This is a genomic window from Duodenibacillus massiliensis, from assembly GCF_928721995.1.
GTDB lineage: Bacteria > Pseudomonadota > Gammaproteobacteria > Burkholderiales > Burkholderiaceae_F > Duodenibacillus > Duodenibacillus massiliensis.
In genome coordinates, this window is sequence record NZ_OV788642.1 from 575097 (window position 1) to 593284 (window position 18188).

At 56.6% G+C, this 18188-nt stretch carries 14 protein-coding genes and 1 pseudogene; 4 read left to right on the forward strand and 11 right to left on the reverse strand.

Translation table 11 applies throughout. The features are described from left to right. The first annotated feature begins 27 nt into the window (after positions 1–27). A complete protein-coding gene (locus tag NXF97_RS02530) occupies positions 28–861 on the forward strand; it encodes a hypothetical protein (protein WP_274956358.1) in 834 nt (277 codons plus the stop codon). Positions 862–877: 16 nt separating this feature from the next. Here NXF97_RS02530 and NXF97_RS02535 read toward each other — a convergent pair whose 3' ends face one another. Beyond that, entirely contained in the window at positions 878–3667 is a 2790-nt protein-coding gene (locus NXF97_RS02535) for a heavy metal translocating P-type ATPase (RefSeq protein WP_274956359.1), read from the reverse strand. A 119-nt stretch (positions 3668–3786) separates the two neighbouring features. Between NXF97_RS02535 and NXF97_RS02540 the strand changes: the two genes are divergently transcribed. Further along, positions 3787–4164, forward strand: a complete 378-nt coding sequence (locus NXF97_RS02540; RefSeq protein ID WP_274956360.1) for a winged helix-turn-helix transcriptional regulator — start codon at positions 3787–3789, stop codon at positions 4162–4164. Here NXF97_RS02540 and NXF97_RS02545 read toward each other — a convergent pair. From NXF97_RS02545 to NXF97_RS02565, 5 genes and pseudogenes are all read right to left on the reverse strand, one after another. Next, positions 4161–5156 carry a helix-turn-helix transcriptional regulator gene (locus NXF97_RS02545; protein WP_022373879.1) on the reverse strand — a complete coding sequence of 332 codons (996 nt, stop codon included), beginning with the start codon at positions 5154–5156 and terminating at the stop codon, positions 4161–4163. The genes NXF97_RS02540 and NXF97_RS02545 overlap by 4 nt on opposite strands. Before the next feature lie 431 nt (positions 5157–5587). Further along, on the reverse strand, positions 5588–6655 hold the full coding sequence (locus tag NXF97_RS02550; RefSeq protein ID WP_274956361.1) for an RNA-guided endonuclease InsQ/TnpB family protein: 1068 nt from the start codon (positions 6653–6655) through the stop codon (positions 5588–5590). A gap of 109 nt (positions 6656–6764) precedes the next feature. Further along, positions 6765–7177, reverse strand: a pseudogene (gene tnpA, locus NXF97_RS02555) (IS200/IS605 family transposase). A 92-nt stretch (positions 7178–7269) separates the two neighbouring features. Further along, positions 7270–8640, reverse strand: a complete 1371-nt coding sequence (dcuC, locus tag NXF97_RS02560; protein ID WP_274956362.1) for a C4-dicarboxylate transporter DcuC — start codon at positions 8638–8640, stop codon at positions 7270–7272. A gap of 23 nt (positions 8641–8663) precedes the next feature. Then, positions 8664–10088: an argininosuccinate lyase gene (locus tag NXF97_RS02565; RefSeq protein ID WP_274956363.1), complete on the reverse strand. Its 1425-nt coding sequence runs from the start codon at positions 10086–10088 to the stop codon at positions 8664–8666. A gap of 164 nt (positions 10089–10252) precedes the next feature. On the opposite strand from NXF97_RS02565, the gene NXF97_RS02570 reads away from it, so the two are divergent. Next, positions 10253–11239, forward strand: a complete 987-nt coding sequence (locus NXF97_RS02570; protein ID WP_274956364.1) for a LysR family transcriptional regulator — start codon at positions 10253–10255, stop codon at positions 11237–11239. 597 nt (positions 11240–11836) lie between these two features. Here the strand turns inward: NXF97_RS02570 and NXF97_RS02575 are convergent. From NXF97_RS02575 to NXF97_RS02595, 5 genes are all read right to left on the reverse strand, one after another. Further along, on the reverse strand, positions 11837–12607 hold the full coding sequence (locus NXF97_RS02575) for an SGNH/GDSL hydrolase family protein (RefSeq protein WP_235836792.1): 771 nt from the start codon (positions 12605–12607) through the stop codon (positions 11837–11839). Between the two features lie 67 nt (positions 12608–12674). Continuing rightward, entirely contained in the window at positions 12675–13820 is a 1146-nt protein-coding gene (locus NXF97_RS02580) for a porin (RefSeq protein WP_274956365.1), read from the reverse strand. Between the two features lie 153 nt (positions 13821–13973). Beyond that, complete coding sequence (locus NXF97_RS02585) at positions 13974–14924, reverse strand: hypothetical protein (protein ID WP_274956366.1); 951 nt, start codon at positions 14922–14924, stop codon at positions 13974–13976. Positions 14925–14929: 5 nt separating this feature from the next. Continuing rightward, positions 14930–15796 (reverse strand): hypothetical protein, encoded by an 867-nt coding sequence (locus tag NXF97_RS02590; protein WP_274956367.1) that lies wholly within the window; start codon positions 15794–15796, stop codon positions 14930–14932. Between the two features lie 41 nt (positions 15797–15837). Further along, entirely contained in the window at positions 15838–16614 is a 777-nt protein-coding gene (locus NXF97_RS02595) for a basic amino acid ABC transporter substrate-binding protein (RefSeq protein WP_274956368.1), read from the reverse strand. A 158-nt stretch (positions 16615–16772) separates the two neighbouring features. On the opposite strand from NXF97_RS02595, the gene mmuM reads away from it, so the two are divergent. After that, positions 16773–17723: a homocysteine S-methyltransferase gene (gene mmuM / locus NXF97_RS02600; protein ID WP_274956369.1), complete on the forward strand. Its 951-nt coding sequence runs from the start codon at positions 16773–16775 to the stop codon at positions 17721–17723. The last annotated feature ends 465 nt before the right edge of the window (positions 17724–18188 follow it).

An 18188-nucleotide genomic window follows, 5' to 3' on the forward strand; every position in this document is an offset into this window, starting at 1 on the left:
TTTGTTTTATTGAGAGGAGCAGCGGCCATGCGGGCACCTTCAGGACAGTGGTTTAAGGACATCGCCGATACGCGCGACGCCCCTTGGGACGGGTTATCCGGCCCCAAGTCCCCGGTGATGCCCTGGATTCACCCCGTGCTGCACCCGGAAATCAAGTCGCTTATCGAACGCTGGGGCGTTGAGCGGACGCTTGCGCCCAAAGCCCCGGTTTTGGGTACCTCTGAACGCGTCGATCAGCTTGTGATGGTCAAATCCGGCATCACTGCGCGCTGTGTGAGTTCACCCTTTGCACAAAGCCGTCTGTCGGTTGCGATAGGGCTCCCCGGGCGCCTGGCCTGCGGCAACCTCAATTTCTTCACGGGCCGCCCCTGCGTGGGCCGCTATTTTGCGCTGGTGCCGAGTGTTGTCGTGTCGGTTCCGCAGGAACTCGTGATGAGCCTTGCGAAGAAAAACACGGAGTTTCTCCTTTTGATTGCCGCACAGTTTGAGCTTGCGGCGCTCTCTGACCGCCTGGGCTTTGCCGCAGAGACCCTTCTCGACATTGATGAGCGCGTGCTCGCGTTTTTTATGTCCTGGGCATCCGTTTACGGTAAGCTCACCGAGATTGACGGCGAAACCTGGGTGGATATGCCGCTCATTTTGCGCGGCGAAGCGCTCAGATACGTGGTGAACTGTTCAAGCGCAGCGCTTGAGCGCAGCATGACAAGCCTCAAAAAGAAGGGGCTTGTGGTCTCGGAAGCCGACCGCTTCCGCGTAAAGCTCGAAATTCTGAAGCCCGTGCACCAGTGGTTAAGAAGCGCGGAAGAAGCAAGCGCCCTGCCGCGCCCGGAAGAAATCAGCCGCCTTTTTACGGGCAGCTGATTGAGCGTTTTCTTCTTTATTCGGAGCGGATGTCGGCAACTTCAAAGCCCGCATCCGTCACGGCCGCTTTAAGCGCCTCAGGGTTCACACCCTCGCCTTCGACCGTCGCCTTTTTGCTTTCAAGATCCACCGCGGCTTTGGTGACGCCCGCCACGGCCGAGAGCGCCTTCTGAACACTGCCGCTGCAGTGGGTACAGTGCATGCCGTTAACTGTGAGAACGTAGGTTGTCATTTTGATTTCCTTCTTTTTGGTTGTAGTTGAAGAAACAGTGTAACCCGCGGCAACAACAGCCGCTTTGAGCGTTTCAGCCGAAGCGCTCCCCCAGACCAAGGCGGTTTTCTTTGCGAGATCCACCTCGGCCTTTGTGACGCCGGCCGTGGCTGCGAGCGCCTTTTCGACGCGCCCCGAGCAGTGCGGGCAGTGCATGCCTTCCACAATGAGCTTCGCATCGCACGGTGTTTCGGGCTGTTGTTCTTTCTGCGGTTCGGGGCGCTCTTTTGTCTGCGCCTTGACGGTGACGGCGAGATCGGCTGCGCGCTTCCAGCCTCTGAGCCTTAAGGCGTTACTGACCACCGAAACCGAACTCATGCTCATCGCCGCCGCGGCAATCATCGGATTTAACGTCCAGCCGAGCCACAGGTAAAAGACGCCTGCGGCAACCGGAATCCCGACCGCGTTATAAAAGAACGCCCAAAAGAGGTTTTCCTTGATATTGCGCATGACGGCCGCAGAAAGGTCATAGGCCGCGGCAACGTCCGTGAGTCGGCTTCTCACGAGCACAATATCGGCCGACTCCACCGCAACGTCTGTGCCCGCGCCGATTGCCATCCCGATATCCGCGCGCGTCAGGGCCGGCGCATCGTTGATGCCGTCTCCGACCATGAGAACCGTTTCGCCGTCGGCCTGCAGCTCACGCACGATGCGCTCTTTGTCCGCAGGCAAAACCTGAGCGGTCACGTCCGCCGCAGTGAGCCCCACGGCGCGCGCCACCGCGGCTGCCGTACGGGCGTTGTCTCCGGTGACAATCCGCACCTTAAGGCCCCTGGCCTTCAGAGCCGCAATCGCCTGATGGCTCTCCGGTTTGACGGCGTCGGCCACCGCAAGCACCGCAAGCGGCTTTCCGTCAGCAACAACAACGAGCGCCGTCTTTCCCTCGTCGGCAAGCTTTTCAAGCGCGGGGCTGAGTTTTTGCGCTTCGGTGTCGTCCAGCACCGAAACGTTGCCCACCGCGATTTTGCGGCCGCTCACAAGTGCCTCAACACGGCCCGGCGCCTGCGTGAAGGCCTCTGCCTTCAGTAATGCCAAATTCTTTTCCTTGGCGGCCCCGGCAACGGTCTTTGCCAGCGGATGTTCGCTTAAGACTTCAACAGAAGCCGCAAGCGTGAGAACTTCGTCTGCGTTTTGGCCGGCAAGCGGCACGATGTCGGTGAGTGCCGGACGGCCCTCGGTCACGGTTCCCGTTTTATCGAGAATAACGGTTGTAACGGAGCGCGTCTTTTCAATCACTTCCGCCGACTTAAATAAAAGTCCCTCGGCAGCGCCTCTGCCCGTTCCCACCATGATGGCCGTTGGAGTGGCAAGGCCCAGGGCGCACGGGCAGGAAATCACGAGGACACTGACCGCACAGGTTGCGGCAAATTCCCAGCTGTAGCCGCACACGAGCCACACGGCGGCCGTCACAAAAGCAATGCCGATCACTGCGGGCACAAAGTAAGCACTCACTTTATCCGCAAGCCGCGCGACCGGTGCTTTTCCTGATGTTGCCTCATCCACGAGGCGAATGATCTGCGCAAGTGCCGTCTCATCCCCCACCCGCACGGCGCGCATCAAAAGACGGCCGCTTGTCATGAGCGTCGCACCCGACAAACTGTCACCCGCGGCTTTGGCAACCGGCAGGCTTTCACCGGTCATCGCCGACTCATCCACCGTTGCCGTCCCCTCAATAACCACGCCGTCCACGGGGATACGCTCCCCGGTTTTTAATACCACGGTGTCACCGGCAACGATCTCTGCGGCCTTTACGGTGACTTCAGTACCGTTTCTCATAACCACCGCGGTTTCCGGAACAAGCTTTAAAAGCGCTGAAACCGCGGCCGTGGTTTTGCCTTTGGCTCTTGCCTCAAAATATTTTCCGACGGTAATGAGCGTCAGAATCATCGCGGCCGAGTCAAAGTAGAGGTTATGCGCGTAGTGCATCGTCTGCGCTGCGTCGCCGGCCTCAAGGGCAAAAACCATGCGGTAAAGCGCAAAGATGCCGAAAAGAAGCGACGCACCGGCCCCGATCGCCACAAGCGTATCCATGTTGGGCGCTCCGTGGATAAGGCCCTTTGTGCCCTGCCGGAAAAACTTGAAGTTAAGCGCCACCACGGGAATCGTGAGCAGGAGCTGCGTCAACGCCGCCGACACGGGGCTTACCCTCGGATCCAAAAACGCGGGGACGGCGAGCCCGGCCATCGGACCCATGGCTGCCGCCATCAGAATCACGCACAAAACAACGGAGGTGTAAAGGCGGATTTTGAGCTGCCGGGTTTCGGCGTCTGCCGCTGCCTGCAGCTCGTTTTCAGAACCTTTGGCGGTCTTGCCCTCTTCGCGGCAAAGGGCTTCGTAACCCGCATCAGCCACGGCTTTCTCAACGGCCGCAATCACGGCATCGGCTTTCGTGTCGTCAACCGAGCAGACCATGCTGTTTTTGAGCAGATTGACGGCAACACCCTCTGTTCCCGCGACCGACTCAGCGGCTTTTTCCACGCGCGCAGAACAGGCTGCGCAGCTCATGCCGCGCACATCAAAATGAACTTCCTTCATCGAAAGTCCCCCTAAATCATGTTACAACTGATTTTAGGTATTAAACTTTCTTTTTGGAAGAACGGTTAAAAAATACAACTACTATCTTTTCTGATACCATGAAAACAGCAACAATACCCATGGGCGACATCCACTGCCCGGTGGAAGCAACGCTCGGGCTTATCGGCGGAAAGTACAAGGCGCTCATTCTCTGGCGTCTCACGGACGGGACACTGCGCTTTTCTGAGTTGCAAAGGATCGTGACGGCCGCCACGCCGAAAACGCTCACCACGCAGCTCAGGGAACTTGAACGCGACGGCCTTGTCGCACGGCGCGTTTATGCCGTAGTGCCGCCCAAAGTGGAGTATTCGCTCACCGAGCGCGGCCGCAGCATCCGCCCGGTTCTGGAAGCCATGTACGCCTGGGGCGCAGACTATCTGCGCGCATCAGGCGTTGAACCCAACTGCGCCATGCAGCCGCACGAAACGGCCTGCGGGTGCTGCCACGGGAAACACTAATCCTTGACCGGTGTCTCAACGGGCGTCTTCTTCACAAGCCGCATACCGGCAATGTCGTGCCAGGCGGCGATCCACCCTTGCAAAACGACCGTGTCGTCCATCACAGCTTCAAGCCGCCAGGCGCCGTCGGGGAGTTCCGTCAGAACCTGCGTGCTGTTAAAGGGCGTTTCGCTCATGTTGCGGGCGGTTTCGGGATTGGTAAATTCAATTTCGAGCCTGATGCGGCCGCCGTTACTGTAATTAAAGTGGCGGTCCCGGATATAGCGTTCCAGAGAAAAGTCTTTGGGGCGCTCGGCCGGAAAATCGAGCACCTCGGCGTACGTTATGCGGTGCAGTGCCAGGTGCCGGACGTTGTCGTAATTCTCAAAGCGGCAGACAAGGTAGAGCCTCTGCTCCTGCTGCACAAGTCCCAAGGGCGAAACTTCGGCCTTGGACTTCTCCCCTTTCCGGTTTTCAAATGAAATCTTTAACTTTGCATCGCGGTAGAGAGCTTCACTCACCGCATCAAAGACGCGCGGCAGTATCCTCGGCCGCATCATCGGTACCGTCCCCGACACAAAGGCCACTTTTCTGAGCCACTCATGCGTGCGGCCGTTTTTTGTTTCGTTGAGCGAACTTTTAGCGGCTGCAAAAAAAGGCGACAGCGACTTTAAAAGCGGCGCCGGCAGCTGATACTGCATGTGTTCTTCAAAAAGACGGAACAAAAGCGCCTCGGCGGGCTTCAACTGATCAACTGCGAGATCGGTCTCGGGGACCTGTCTTCGGTAGCCGAAGGGCTTACTTTTGTCGTTCACGTCCACATGGAGCTGTTCGCAGTCACGGATGCTTTTTAAAAGCCGCTGCATCCGGCGCGCCTCAATCTCGATGCCGAGTTCCGAAAGATTCTGCTGAATCTGCGGACCGCTGATCCAGCGACTCGTGGGAATCTGCTTGAGAATCGAAATAATGAGCAGGGCGTCCGTGACCCCGTTTTGGTCAATATGGCGCGGCATGGCGGCCTCCTTGGAATTTGTAATTTATTCTAAGGCAGGACGCGCGTAATTTTGGAATTACTGTGTTTTCAATGCGACATGAATTGTCGTGTTTGGATGTAGGGTCCGCTATTGGAAAATCCCGGCGCGGACGCAGCACAGAGAAAAACAGAATGCCTGACATGGAGCAAGGCATCACATCCGCCGCCGGGATTTTCTCTTTTTGGCCAAAAGGCGTGTTACCGGCGAACGCAGGCTTATCTGCCGAGTTGCCGGCTACTGCTCCCCGAAAGAGCATGTGTATTCTGAACAGACGAAGAGAAAAACAGCGCTCAGCCTGAACAAAAGACTGAGCGCTGCTCTTTTCTTCGAAAGAGGAGAAGTAAACAATCCCCCGTCTGAAGACGGGGGATTTATTGTAACCGCATCACACGGCCCAACATAAGGCTGGTTTACATCAGCCCCTGTGCTGACAGCTGTCGGCACAGACCCTGCAGGTTGCGGCTCGCATTCAAGTCGCTGTGCGCAAGGTGACCACATTGGTTGCAACGGAACCCGTGCTTATGGCGTTTGCCCGGTGCCCCGCACTGTGAGCATGTCTGGCTTGTATAGCGCGGATCCAAGAAAACACACCGGATTCCAGCGGTTGCCGCTTTGTAAACAATCATCTCCTGCAACTCACGGAAAGACCAGCGGTGCAGTCGGCTTCTGATGCGTTTCCCGGCCTTGATGTGATCCCGGATATGCGTCAGGTCTTCAAGGGCGATTAACTTGATCCCCCGCTTTACGGCTTCCTGCACAATCTCTTTGCTTACAACGTTATTGACATGCGTCACATGGCGTCTTTCTCGGCCTGAGGCTTTTTTCAGGTGCTGTCTGGCACTCTGAGAGCCGTTGCGCTGAAGACGCTTTCTCTGACTCATATATCGGTCTCTTTTATCCTTTAATGCTCCTGCTTTCCAAATACGGCCCGTGCTGACGGCCGCAACATTGTTCTCGCCGACATCAATACCCATGATCTCGTCGGCTTTCAGATTCTTTAAATGCTCTTCGCCCGAACAACCTTGGGACTCCACTGCGATGTGAAGCTCCCAAAACGCTTCTTTCCGGCCTCTCCGGGGATGCAGAACAAGGTTGCACTCCTTACGCTTTCCCGAAGCCAGCAACTCTTTTTGAAAAGGGCCGGGGCACAGACGTGCCCGAATCCGACCGCTGATGGTTGAAATTGAAACAGTGCCGTCAGGGAAAAATGTCAGCGTGTTCTTGTCGACGTGAATCGAGGGGTGCCTGAACACCAGCGTCTTGAGCTTCTTGTCCTCACTTTTGAGCTGTGCCGGATGCTTGGCAAGCTCCGTCTTGTAGGCTGCCGACACCGAGCGGATGACGTTACAGGCATACTGGCTGCCGAGATCCGGAAATTTTGCCTTGATCTTGTCATAAACTGCGTGATGCAGCGTGAAACGCTGCCAGAGCCTCTTCGTGCGGTCCGCCGCTACTGTCGGAACCACAAAGTTACACACCTGCGCATAGAGTCTCTGCGTCGTTGCGAGCTTTTCGTGTGCTGCCGGATCGAGTAGTTCCAGCCGAACGCGGGCTGTGCGGACACACTTGCCGCTCCCTTCAACGCGCCTAACGCCGTCCGCGGATGTGTTCAGTCCTTTCGATGTAGCTTTTGATCGTTTCTGCACTGACACTGCCTGCTGTTCCGACGTAGTAAGAAGGCGACCAAAGATGGCCTGCCCAAAGTTCATTTTTGAGTTCCGGATGCCGCATCAGCAGCATCCTTGCACTGCACCCTTCAATACTCTCACCGCGTCGGCAATGCTGACGGACGGCGGAAAACTGACAAACAGGTGCAGGTGATCCGGCTGAATCTCCAAAGAAAGTATCTCATACTTTCTTTCAGCGCATATGCTTTCAAGCAACTCACGCAGAGACTGCGCAACACCACCCCTGAGAACGGATTTCCTGTACTGGGGGCACCATACCATATGGTAAGCTGTCTGATAGACGCAGTTTCTGCTGTAAACGATGTTTAGCATAGTGCGTATGGTACCAATTTTTTAAAATAAAAACAGCCGCGATTCCTCCCGCGTCTGAAGACGCGGGTTTCCTCGCGGAATTTCTATGAAAATCAGCCGAAGAAAATCTGGTTAAAGACGAGTGTCGTCACCATACCTGCAATCATCGGAATCCAGGTACGCCGCACAATCGCCATCGGAGAAACGCCGGCAGCACCGGCAACGGCAATGATCACGCCGGCAACCGGGCTCATGGCCCGAAGCATCCCGGAAGCAAACTGCATGGGCGTCACAAGCGCTTCGACCGAGCCGCCGAGGCCCGCGGCAACATCCGGCGCCAAGGCCGCAAAGGACGAGTACGCACCGACGCCGGAACCAGTGAGGAACGTAACGATCGAGACGATCCCGGTCAGAAGTACGGTCATCGCGCCCATACCTGCGCCCACGCCCTGCGCGGAATTAATCAGGATATCGATGAGGCCCGAGGTCTTCAGGCCCGTTGCAAAGAACTCGGCGCAGATAATGAGCGCCACAATGCCGGCAAACATCTTGCCCATCGCCTGAAACATCGCCATGGCGTCTTTGAAGATCTTCTTCACGTCGCGGTAGCGGATGATTTCGATGATGACGACGCCCACCCAAACCATGAAAAGAGCGGCGATCGTATCAAGCTTCACAGATGTAACTACGAGCTTGGAAAAGATGATGAGCAGCGCAATCGGCAGCACCGGGAAAAGGGCATACCACTTGGGAACTGCCGGCACATCAGCGGCCTTGACGGCGGCCGCCTCCGCGTAAACGTCAGTGTTCTTGCGGTCGTAATAGCGCTGCACGAAGTAGTGCGCCACGCAGCAGACAATAAGCGTCGGAACCGCAAGCGGCAGCTGATACTGTACGAGATAAATAATGGGATCGAGCCCTGCGACCTTGGCGGCGAGACTCGCGGTACCCGCGGTCGGTGCAAAGGTCATGCCCGCGGAGGTCCCGATCACGGAAGCCGCGGCGGCCGGGGAAGTGCCCACGGCTTTTAAAATCGGGAAAAGCGCCACGAGAAGCAGCATCGCAAGACCGGCGGCAGACGGAATCACCGTAACGAGCAACTGACCCACGATGTAGCCGCCCGCAAGCACGAGGTACGGGGCCTTGAGTTTCGAAAGCGGTTTGACGGCCACGTCAACGAGCGCCCTTGCCGCGCCGATTTTGTCCATGTAAGCGGCAAAACCGCCCGCGGTCATGATGAGAAACCCAATCCCGGAACTCTGTTTCGTTGCAATCGATTTGAGGGTCGCAAAAATATCAAAGAGCCAGAAACCCGAGGGCTTAACGCCCTTCGGAAGAAATCCCGTGCCGCCCATGAGCGCCACGCAAATAAGGATGACAAGCCCGGCAAAAAGCAACACCATATGGGTCTGGTAGCGCTTAATGAGCGCCCAGCCCGCCAGCACCGTCACAATGACGGCTATCCAGGGTAAAAGTGCCGACATGATTAATCTCCTTCAGTCCTTTTTCAAAGATATTTTTGAAACTCAGCGGCAAGCTCACTGAGGGCCGAATCAACTTTCGCTTCAGCCGCCTGCGTCTTCTCTTTTTCTTTATTGAGAAGCCCCGTGAATTCCCGGAGCATTGCCTCGACTTCCGCCGGAGCGCAGCTTCCCGCCGTGCGGCGCCCGGCCACAATCTTGCGGGGATCCAGAGCGTCCAAAAATTCACTTTCCGTCATGGGGAGCACCGCCGGTCCCTGCGGGAACTCCTCGCGGATTTCTTCGGCGTAGATGCGCTGCATCTGGCTGTAGGGAAAGTCTTTGGGCAGGACGTTGTTGGCACGCGCCCAGCTCACCATGCGGCTTGCGACATGGTGTCCGATACGGAAAGGCAGTTTGTGGTCGCGCATCAGGCGGTCGGCAATTTCCTGCGAGGCCGTCCAGTCGTTGTTAAGCTCCTCAAGCGCTCTCTCCGGATTAATGCAAAGCGCATTTAAGACCTTGAGGAAGCGCTCGAGCATCGAGACCGCGGCCTTTGCCATACGGGAGTTCTTCGCGACGCTCTTACCGTCAACCATCCCCGGCACGAGGTTATGCACCCGTAAGAAGACGGCATTCATCTCGGAGACCACGTCCGAGGCATCCGCACGGCAGTTATTCATCAGACCCGGATTACGCTTCTGCGGCATCGCGGACGACACATACGTGTTGTCACCGCCCTCTTTCAGAATGATCCAGGGACGGGGCTGCGCGTACTGCACCATGATGTCATTAATCAGCGAACCCGCGTGAATACCGATGGAAGCCGCAACGGAGGCAATCTCCAGCGGAAAGTCCACCGGCGCTACGCAGGTGGAGTCAAACGCATTGCGGCGCGGCCGTTCAAACCCAAGGAGCTTCGCCATCGTTTCGCGGTCGAGCGGCCAGCCTGTGCCGTTAAGCACGGTGCTGCCCATCGGGCATTCGTTGTAACGGGCAAGACATTCATTGAGACGCGTGCGGTCCCGCAGAAACGCCGCTGTAAAGCCCAGAAGGTAATGCGCGTAGCTGTTGGGCTGAGCAGCAACGCCGTTTGTGTAGTTGGGAACAATCGTATCGCGGTGCGCGGCCGCAAGGCTCAGAAGTTTTTCGATCACGGCGTCAAGCGCCTTGGCGACAGCAAAGAGATCCTGCCGGTCAATGGCTACACGCACCGTAGACAAAATGTCCTGGCTTGAGCGCCCCGCATGAAGCATCGTCACCTCGGGCCCCGTTGCCGCAATGAGCATCGGCTCATAGTCGATGTAGCGCTTGACGCGCTTGGGGGGATCAGCTTCAGCGGCCGCATCAAGCGCCTTAATGCCGCCCGCGGCTTCTTTCGCAATTGTCGGCTCCAAAAGCCCGCTGCGGCTGTTTGCGACGACACTGGCCTTATTAATTTCTGAAATCCAGAAAAATTCATCACGCTGCACGATTTGCTCCCGGCAAAAACTGATGCATGCAGTATTCCTTCTTTCAGCATCTCAATCAATGTTTATTCGGCAAAGACATTTTGCTGATTTTGCAAAATAGAACGAAGTGTTCTTCTCTACAATCTTCTGTATCGAACCATAAACCCGGTCAAGGACGGACGGTCATGTCCAAGCTCGACGATCTCGGCGCCTGGCGCGCCTTTCTGATGTTTGCCAAAACCGGCAGTCTCACGGCTGCCGCGCAATCCCTTAACGTTGATGCGTCTGTTGTGTCGCGCGCCATCTCTGCACTTGAAAAGTCGCTTGGCTGCGAACTCATCCACCATTCCGTGCGGCCGCTGCAGCTCACGGAAACCGGAAAAATTGTTGTCAAACGCATGGGACAGATCGTCAAGGCACACGACAGCCTGATGCAGAAACTCATTGACGACAACAGTGCCTTAACCGGCAACATCCGGCTTTCTTCAGCGCCCGGTTTTGCCGCGCGGCGCCTTACACCGCTTCTTCAGGAGTTTCAGAAACTGCACCCGCAGATTACGGTGGAAATTCTGAGCGGCTTTAGTGCCGCAGACGTTCAGAAAGGCGCATGCGATGTTGCAACCATCACGGGAGAACCCACACTTCCTGGCCTTTGCTACATGAGCCGCGGCCGCAATGTCTACCTTCCTGTGGCAAGCCCCGACTACATCAGCCGGCACGGTATGCCGATTGAACCCGCCAACCTCCGGCAGCACACAGGCCTTGTCTACACCGGGCCCGTGCGCGAAGAAACCAAGGTGCTTGTCCGCGGCACACGCACAGAGCCCATTAACTTTGCCTCGGTCATCCGGTCAACGGACATTCTCGCCATCCGTTCGGCGCTTCTCGAAGGCATGGGCGTGGCGGTGGATATGCCGCTTGTGCAGATCCATGAGGATATTGTGGCCGGCAGGCTCGTGGCCATTTTGCCGGGATGGTTTCATCCGCCGGCCGAATGCTTTATCGTGGCAAGCCATGAAGCCTGGCACATGAAGCGCGTCCGGATTTTCCTTGAATGGTACGCCAAAGCCATGCAGTCGCTTTTTGCTTCCTACGAGGCCGAAGTCTCTGCGCTTGTGGGGCTGCCGCCGGATAAGGCGGCTGTTGACCGCAGCCAGATCTACCGGACCTGAGATCGGCTACGCCGTCGTGAAAGCAGGCGGGGTATGTGCGGTGTTTTCCATGTCCATCACGGCCGTTGCGCCCTCCTAAGTCCCTCTTCCCATTCCGTGGGTACCAAAACTCAGACAGGTTTCTTATGTTTTCTGCGCCATGCGACTTTGTGTCTACGGCACCGTACTCCTATAAATTTGGTCCTTCGTCAGGTACTGCCCTGCTTACTATGACCGTTGCTGACTACTCACGGCAAGCTTTACTCCGACCATGCTGTTGCATTGAAGTCCGTGAGTCCTCCTCGGGTAAGAACACGTTCTTTCCCACCATGCACCTGCTGCATCTACACCTCGGATTCCGTGTAGCTTCGGGCTTCATCTTGTTCAGCAGACTTACCCATCTTCGAATGCCTTATGCAGTTTCTGTACGTCAGGTCAGTGGTTTGCCTCCAGCTTCCTTCAGATCCCGCCTCGCGGCGGACACCCTTGCTCTTGGCTATGTGCTTGGTGCTACCCCCTGCACTCGGGACTTTCACCCGTTAGAACGCGCTCATGCCGAGCGCACGGACAAAAGAGCCGGCAACAGCGCCGGCTCCCGAGTTGCGTCAGGGTAGGACTTTACTGCTCCCAGCCGTTAAAGTCAGCCACCGTCTTCCAGGCAACTTCCCTCAAAAACTTCGCTGTTTCCGCAGACAACGGTTTTTCGCACTCACCGAGGTAATCGATGGCGGCCGGCGACCGGTGAAAAAGCGTTGCATAAAGTACAGCGCCGTAGAGGTAGCTACCGGCTGCAGACGGATGACTCTTGTCCGGCATATACATCACAAGTTCCGGCCGCAGCTTGCGGACTTCGGCAAAAGCCAAACCGACGGGCACGACACGCATACCGGCCTTATTGGCGATGGTAATTGTGTTGTCGGCAAGCTTACGGATATCCCCGGGCTTATCTTGTTTAGTCCAGGTCATCACGAGCATCGGCGTACTGCCCGCATTGCGGATCGTTTCAGCGTGAGCTGCCGCATACTTTTCAAAATACGGCAACCGTTTTTTGGACACGGCCGCCGCAGAGTACCCCTGCAGCAACACCACATCGAACATGGGCTTGGTGAGCTTTCCGTCTTTGACAACTGCATAAGGATCCTGCTCATGCGGGCTCAGATAAAAGCCCACATCATGAAATGACAGGGCGCCAGAGCTGATGGTGAGCAGCCGGGTCTTCATATTCTCCTTGGGCGTACCTGCCTTCATAAAACCGCGAAGATAGGTATGTACGCCGCAGTTGTAGAACGAATACGAATTACCGATCAGAAGCGATACCTTGGGAGAGACCGCAAGCGGCTCGGTGACCTCGGGCTTCACGGAGTTTTCCAGCGCCATGGCCGAAGTCATGACAAAACTTCCCAGGAAAACCGTAACAGCTGATTTGACAAAACCTTGCATAGAACAACTCCCCGGATCAGAACTTGTGCACCAAACCCACCGCGAACTGGTAACGCGTCAGATCGCCGTCAGCCGTAGTTACCTTGTACTTTTTATCCAGGGCGTCCGTCCCCTGCAGATAAGACACCGTTCCGTAAACGCTCGTACGCTTGCTGAAGGGATAGGTATAGCCGGCAGCGACCGCCCAGTATCCGGCTTTTGTTTCGTCATTGGAGACGGAGTTATTGGCAAGGCGCTGCGCATTTTCGCCGGTCATGTATAGCGCACTCAGCCGAACAAGCCCTTTACCGGCCGGGACAGTTGCACCAAGCATGTAAAAGTCCGCGTCAAAATAACGCACGATGCTGTTTTTCCCGCCGATCGTCAGTTTGCTGCCGCCCTGAAAAGCGCCGATTCTGTCAAGGTCCCAGCCCTTCTGATATGCCGCCATGAGTTTCATGAAGCCGAAGTCGTAGTACGCCCCCATCAGAAGCGTAGTCGGATTGTCCTTCGTCTCCTTATCGGCTCGCGCGACCACAATTTGCTCGGCGCCGACGATCAGACCGAGATTGCCGCCCTTCCAGTCAAGTGACCCGCCCCAGAAACGCGTATTGTCCGTCCACTCCGGTTCTTCCTGGTTGCTTGTCTGTGTTGAGGCCGCAAGAACTGCAGTTAATCCCGCAACCCTCGGTGACTGGTAGAAAACGCCGTTATCCACACGACCGCCCTTACCGTAAAAGAGCAGTCCCGCGTCTCCGTAAGTCACACCAAACGGTGTAAAAGAGCGGATTCGTGTGAATTCATCGGAGCCGGAAAGCGGTTTTCCGGACCGGCCGAAAGCGATTTTTCCGAAAGAATTGTTCTTCAGTGACAGTGTCATCTGTCGTCCGAATATGCGGCTGCCGCAGGAGCTGCAGAATTCACCGGTATCTGAACTGATGCCGGATTCAAGGTGGGCCACGACCTGCCAATCATTGCCTAAATCTTCGGTAGCTTCCAGCCCCCAGCGGCTGCCGGTAGAACGGCCGGTGGACATTTGTAAAGTGTCTTTGGCGTCCCCCTGATTGACGGTATAGAGCACACCGGTATCAAGCCGCCCGAACACTTCAACATCGGAAGCCTGGGCTGAAAGCGCTGCTGCGGCCATCGTTGCGGCCAATGCCGCGGTCTTAAGTCTGAACATGCTGTTCTCTCCTTGGTCTGGCATGATCAGAGAATAGGAAGAGTCACCGTCGGTCACAATGAGTTTGGCTCAAAGGGATTTTGCGTTTTCCGCAAAGCGTACGGATAACCGGAAAAAGTTAACCGGCCGGTCGATCCCCTTGCCGTTACGGTGTCAGGAAATTCTCAGACACAGGCATTCCTGAGGCTTAAGCGTCGCTGGATCTCTCAAGTACCCGGTCAGCATCACCGACATCTCAAAAGATTCCCCTGCCCTCGGTTCTTCTGCAAAGGCTGTTTCCGGTACATACACCGGCAGCACGAGGTAACGGACATCGTCTTCGGCAAAGCCTGCGAGCGCATACAAAACTTTATAAAACCCGTGCCCGGCGATCTCAATCTTTTCGACTGCAAGCAGGGGCTGGCGTACCGTCACGCAGGACGTCGTCTCGTAAGAGGGAGAGGCTAAAAAGCAGTCCGAGGGCTGAAGCACAAGCGAAAAGTCCGCGGGCTTTTTGTCCGGATTATCCCGGAGCCACTGCTTCTGAAGACTTTCAAACAGGGGCCCCGCGGTGACGGGCTCTTCGCCGTCAATGCGCCTCACATCAAAGCCGATACCGGCCAGCGACAGACAGAGCTTTCTGCCCGGCACGAGCTTTTCGTCTTCGGCAAGATAAAACGGCATAAAGCACTCAAAGTAACTTTCGGGTGCCGCACCGCAGGCAAAGCTGATTTCTCCCGTGACGTTATTGTCCGTGGGTGCCTTATCCCGCAGGATGATCTCGATTGCGGCACCGGGCAGCTGCTCGACAAACGCGCAGACCGTGATGTCCTTTGTTTTTTCGTCCACGACGGCAACAGCCGCAATCTGCGCGGCATCAGGATCGGTGGTGCTCCCTACAGCCATAATTTTGGTACCGCTGTCGGTTGTCACGACGCGGTCGGGCCAGGTGACGGAATTACTGCCGCAGGTAATGTCGGCCATCTCATCAAAAAGCTTGTCGCCTTCGATTCTGAGGTCGGGCAACAAGAGCGCCGTCACGTCCGCGGGCTTGGGGCGGCGCCGGCCGGGCGCATCAAGGCGGCACTCCGACAAAGCCAGGTACGACGAGGAAAATACGCGCATCTCGTTCATTCTTGACCTGCAACACGGTTCACTGCCGTGGAAACGTAGTTGTCGCCTGCTTCCCCCGTGAGAGACGCAATCGTGGAAAGGTAAAACCCGAACGCACGGCAGGTGTTTTCAGCAGAAGCCTTCATGGGATCCGTAAGCCCGGCCTTTAATGCCGTGCGCTCACCTTCAGGAAGCGCCGCCAGACGCGCCTCGAGCGCCGCATTCATCGCGTCGCGCCCCTCGCGCTCTTTCTCACCGCTGACCTTTGCCACCGCAGGAAACGCCCGGATTTCCGCGAGCACCGCGCGGCTTCTGGCGCTCAGAAAGTCCTGCAGCAGGTCTTTGTCCATCGCCGCATAAAGCCCCCGCATTACGCGGACATACTCCTGGTCTTCGCTTGCCTTGGGGTCACCCGCGGCCACCCGCTTACAAAGAACGGGCGACATCTGTGTAAGACGAAACGCGAGAAACTTAAAGTAGGTTTTCTTTTCCGCAGGCGTCAGGCGTCTTAATCCCTTCACAAAGAGGTCTTCCGTGAAACTCTGGGCAAAAAGCGCCATCACGTCGCGCCGCTCGGCGTTTTTGGGGTAGTTCGCGGTATCAAGAAGCCCTGCGGCGTCAAATTCCCCCACAAGGCGTTTGGCCACCGCATCCGAAGCAAAAAGCGCGGTGTAGCCGGTGAGAATCTCTTTTTTATCCGGCCCCGCACCGTAGGCAGCGGTGAGCGCTGCACCGAGTTCACCGGAAGCCGCCATCGCCTTAAACTGCGACTCAAACTGCGCTGGCGTGAGTTTTTCCGCGTAAGCGGCTCCCGAAAGCAACAATGCCGCGGTCACGGCTGCAGCCGCCGCCTTTCTGATAAATCCTCTGCCCAAACTGCTCATCTCACCCCCGCTTCTCCGGCGCATCCGGCCGGATAAAACAATTACTCAAAAAGCGCTTTCGGGGGCTCTTTGCCGAACCACTTCTTATAGATAACGGCAAATTCGCCGTTACGCTTGATGGTTCTTAAACCCCGGTTCACACGCGCCAAAAGATCAGTATTGCCTTTTTTGACGGCAATTGCCAAATCTTCGGCCGTAAGCGCCACCGCAAGGCTCTTCACACGCCCGCGGCCGGCGTTTGCCACATAGTAGTCGTTTGTGGGAATGTCATTGATGACAGCCTCAACCCCGCCGTTTCTGAGTTCAAGGAAGCATTCATTCAACTGGTTGAAAATCCGCACGTCGGCACCCTTGATTGCCTTAGCGGCAATTTCACCGGTAGAGCCGATTGAAGCCGCGAGTTTTCGGCCCTCGAGGTCTTTTGCGGTTTTAATCGTGTTGTTGCCGGCCGCAACGACCACACCGAGCCCGGCGATGTAGTAGCGGTCGCTGAAATCGACGCTCTTTTGTCGCTCAGGCGTTACGGTGATGTCGTTGATCGCGATATCGATGTTGCCGGTTTTCAGCGCCGGAATCAGTCCGTCAAAAGCCATATTGCGGATATCCACGGCAAAGCCCTCTGCCTTACCGATGGCGCGGATCACATCCACGTCAAAGCCCACATAAGTGCCGGCCTTGGAGTTCTGAAAACCAAAGGGCGGATAGGCGGCATCCATCCCGACAATGAGGGTTTTGCGTTCCCGGGCGAAGGCTTGAAAAGAAACATTGGCGGTCAGCGCGGCAGCTGCGGCGCCCGTTAAAAGCTTGCGTCTTAACATAATGACTCAGAAGATACTTAAAAAACTGTGGCGGGAGCTTACCGCGTCTGCCGCCGCGTCGGGCTTAATTTTCGCGGTCTTACGCTTTTTCGCAAGACGTCATTAACCGATTCCGCTATCGTGTCGGACATCCGAATTATTTGTAAGGGATCCCCGCCGTGACCGAATTCGTCCGAAATCATCCGCTCCGCGATCTCATTGCCGCCAAGGGCAGTGTCGTCATTGACGGCGCCATGTCCACGGCGCTCGAATCCTTGGGCTGCAACCTCAACGACAGCCTCTGGAGCGCAAAGATCCTTGCCGAAGACCCCGAAAAAATCTATGAAGTGCACCGCCGCTACTACGAAGCCGGTGCCGACGTCGCGATCACCGCAAGCTACCAGGCCAGTGAAGCCGGTTTTAAAGCCAAGGGAATCGGCGCGGAAAAAGCCGCTGAACTCATTGCGCTCTCGGTAACGCTTGCCCGGCGTGCGCGGGACACGGTCCTGGCCGCTCACCCTGAAAAGAGAAACTCACCTCTTTTGGTTGCGGGAAGCGTCGGCCCTTACGGTGCGTATCTTGCCGACGGCAGCGAATACACCGGCAACTACACTCTCACCCGCGACAAATACCGCGCGTTTCACGGTCTGAGGCTCAAGGCTTTGGCTGAGGCCGGCGCGGATCTTCTGGCAATTGAAACGCAGCCCAAACCCGAAGAAGCGGCGGTCGTTGCACAAATGGCCGAAGAAGACGGGCTTTCGGCCTGGGTGACGTTTTCACTGGCAGACGCCGAGCACACCGCTGACGGCACGCCCGTAACTGATGCCGTCAGACACCTTTCTGCATTTGACAACATTGATGCGCTGGGCTTTAACTGCATCCGCCAGGAGTGGGCTGCACGGGCGCTTGAACTCGCGCATTCCGTCACAGATAAGCCCCTCATTGTCTATCCGAATTCCGGCGAAACCTATGATCCGGCCACGAAGACCTGGCATCACCCGGTGAATCACCCCGGGTGGGACGATTTTGTAGGCCGCTGGAAGAGTCTCGGGGCGCGCTGTATCGGCGGCTGCTGCAGAACGTTGCCGGCTGACATCGTGCAGATTGCCGCGCTTCTTTCAAAGCACTGATGCAGGAGTGAGTGCCGGCTCCGTTTCGGTAAAAGCCGCGCTTTCCTTACTATGGGAAGGCACGGCTTTTCAGCGTCTTCGGAGGTTATATGCAGTCTGTTCTTTTGATCGAAGCCGTTTCGACCGGACGCTATTACGCAGCAAAGGCGGCGGTGGATAGCGAAGCTGCAACGCACAGGGCGGCCACAGACAACTGACGCAACATAGAAGATCTCCTCCTTCTTTGCGCGCGTGCTCTCCTGCCGGAAAAAGAAACACCGGTTACAGGCGTCTGTCGGGAAAGGGACAGCACGCGCAGACTAACCGGTGAGGACGGCGAACGTTAAAGGCAACCTAAGAACACCGGCTGCCTAGCCGCCGAACTGATTATTAACAACGCGCGCAATGTAGTACGCGGCAGGCTGACCGATAAAAAACGCTGTCCCGGAAAAACTCCCGAAACAGCGTTTTTGTCAAACTCTGCGG

Bases quoted from the DNA above. Each gene is read 5' to 3' on its own strand.
- NXF97_RS02530 (WP_274956358.1), top strand. From the start codon at position 28: ATGCGGGCACCTTCAGGACAGTGGTTTAAGGACATCGCCGATACGCGC.
- NXF97_RS02535 (WP_274956359.1), bottom strand. From the start codon at position 3,667: ATGAAGGAAGTTCATTTTGATGTGCGCGGCATGAGCTGCGCAGCCTGT.
- NXF97_RS02540 (WP_274956360.1), top strand. From the start codon at position 3,787: ATGGGCGACATCCACTGCCCGGTGGAAGCAACGCTCGGGCTTATCGGC.
- NXF97_RS02545 (WP_022373879.1), bottom strand. From the start codon at position 5,156: ATGCCGCGCCATATTGACCAAAACGGGGTCACGGACGCCCTGCTCATT.
- dcuC (WP_274956362.1), bottom strand. From the start codon at position 8,640: ATGTCGGCACTTTTACCCTGGATAGCCGTCATTGTGACGGTGCTGGCG.
- NXF97_RS02570 (WP_274956364.1), top strand. From the start codon at position 10,253: ATGTCCAAGCTCGACGATCTCGGCGCCTGGCGCGCCTTTCTGATGTTT.
- NXF97_RS02575 (WP_235836792.1), bottom strand. From the start codon at position 12,607: ATGACTTCGGCCATGGCGCTGGAAAACTCCGTGAAGCCCGAGGTCACC.
- NXF97_RS02580 (WP_274956365.1), bottom strand. From the start codon at position 13,820: ATGTTCAGACTTAAGACCGCGGCATTGGCCGCAACGATGGCCGCAGCA.
- NXF97_RS02585 (WP_274956366.1), bottom strand. From the start codon at position 14,924: ATGCGCGTATTTTCCTCGTCGTACCTGGCTTTGTCGGAGTGCCGCCTT.
- NXF97_RS02590 (WP_274956367.1), bottom strand. From the start codon at position 15,796: ATGAGCAGTTTGGGCAGAGGATTTATCAGAAAGGCGGCGGCTGCAGCC.
- NXF97_RS02595 (WP_274956368.1), bottom strand. From the start codon at position 16,614: ATGTTAAGACGCAAGCTTTTAACGGGCGCCGCAGCTGCCGCGCTGACC.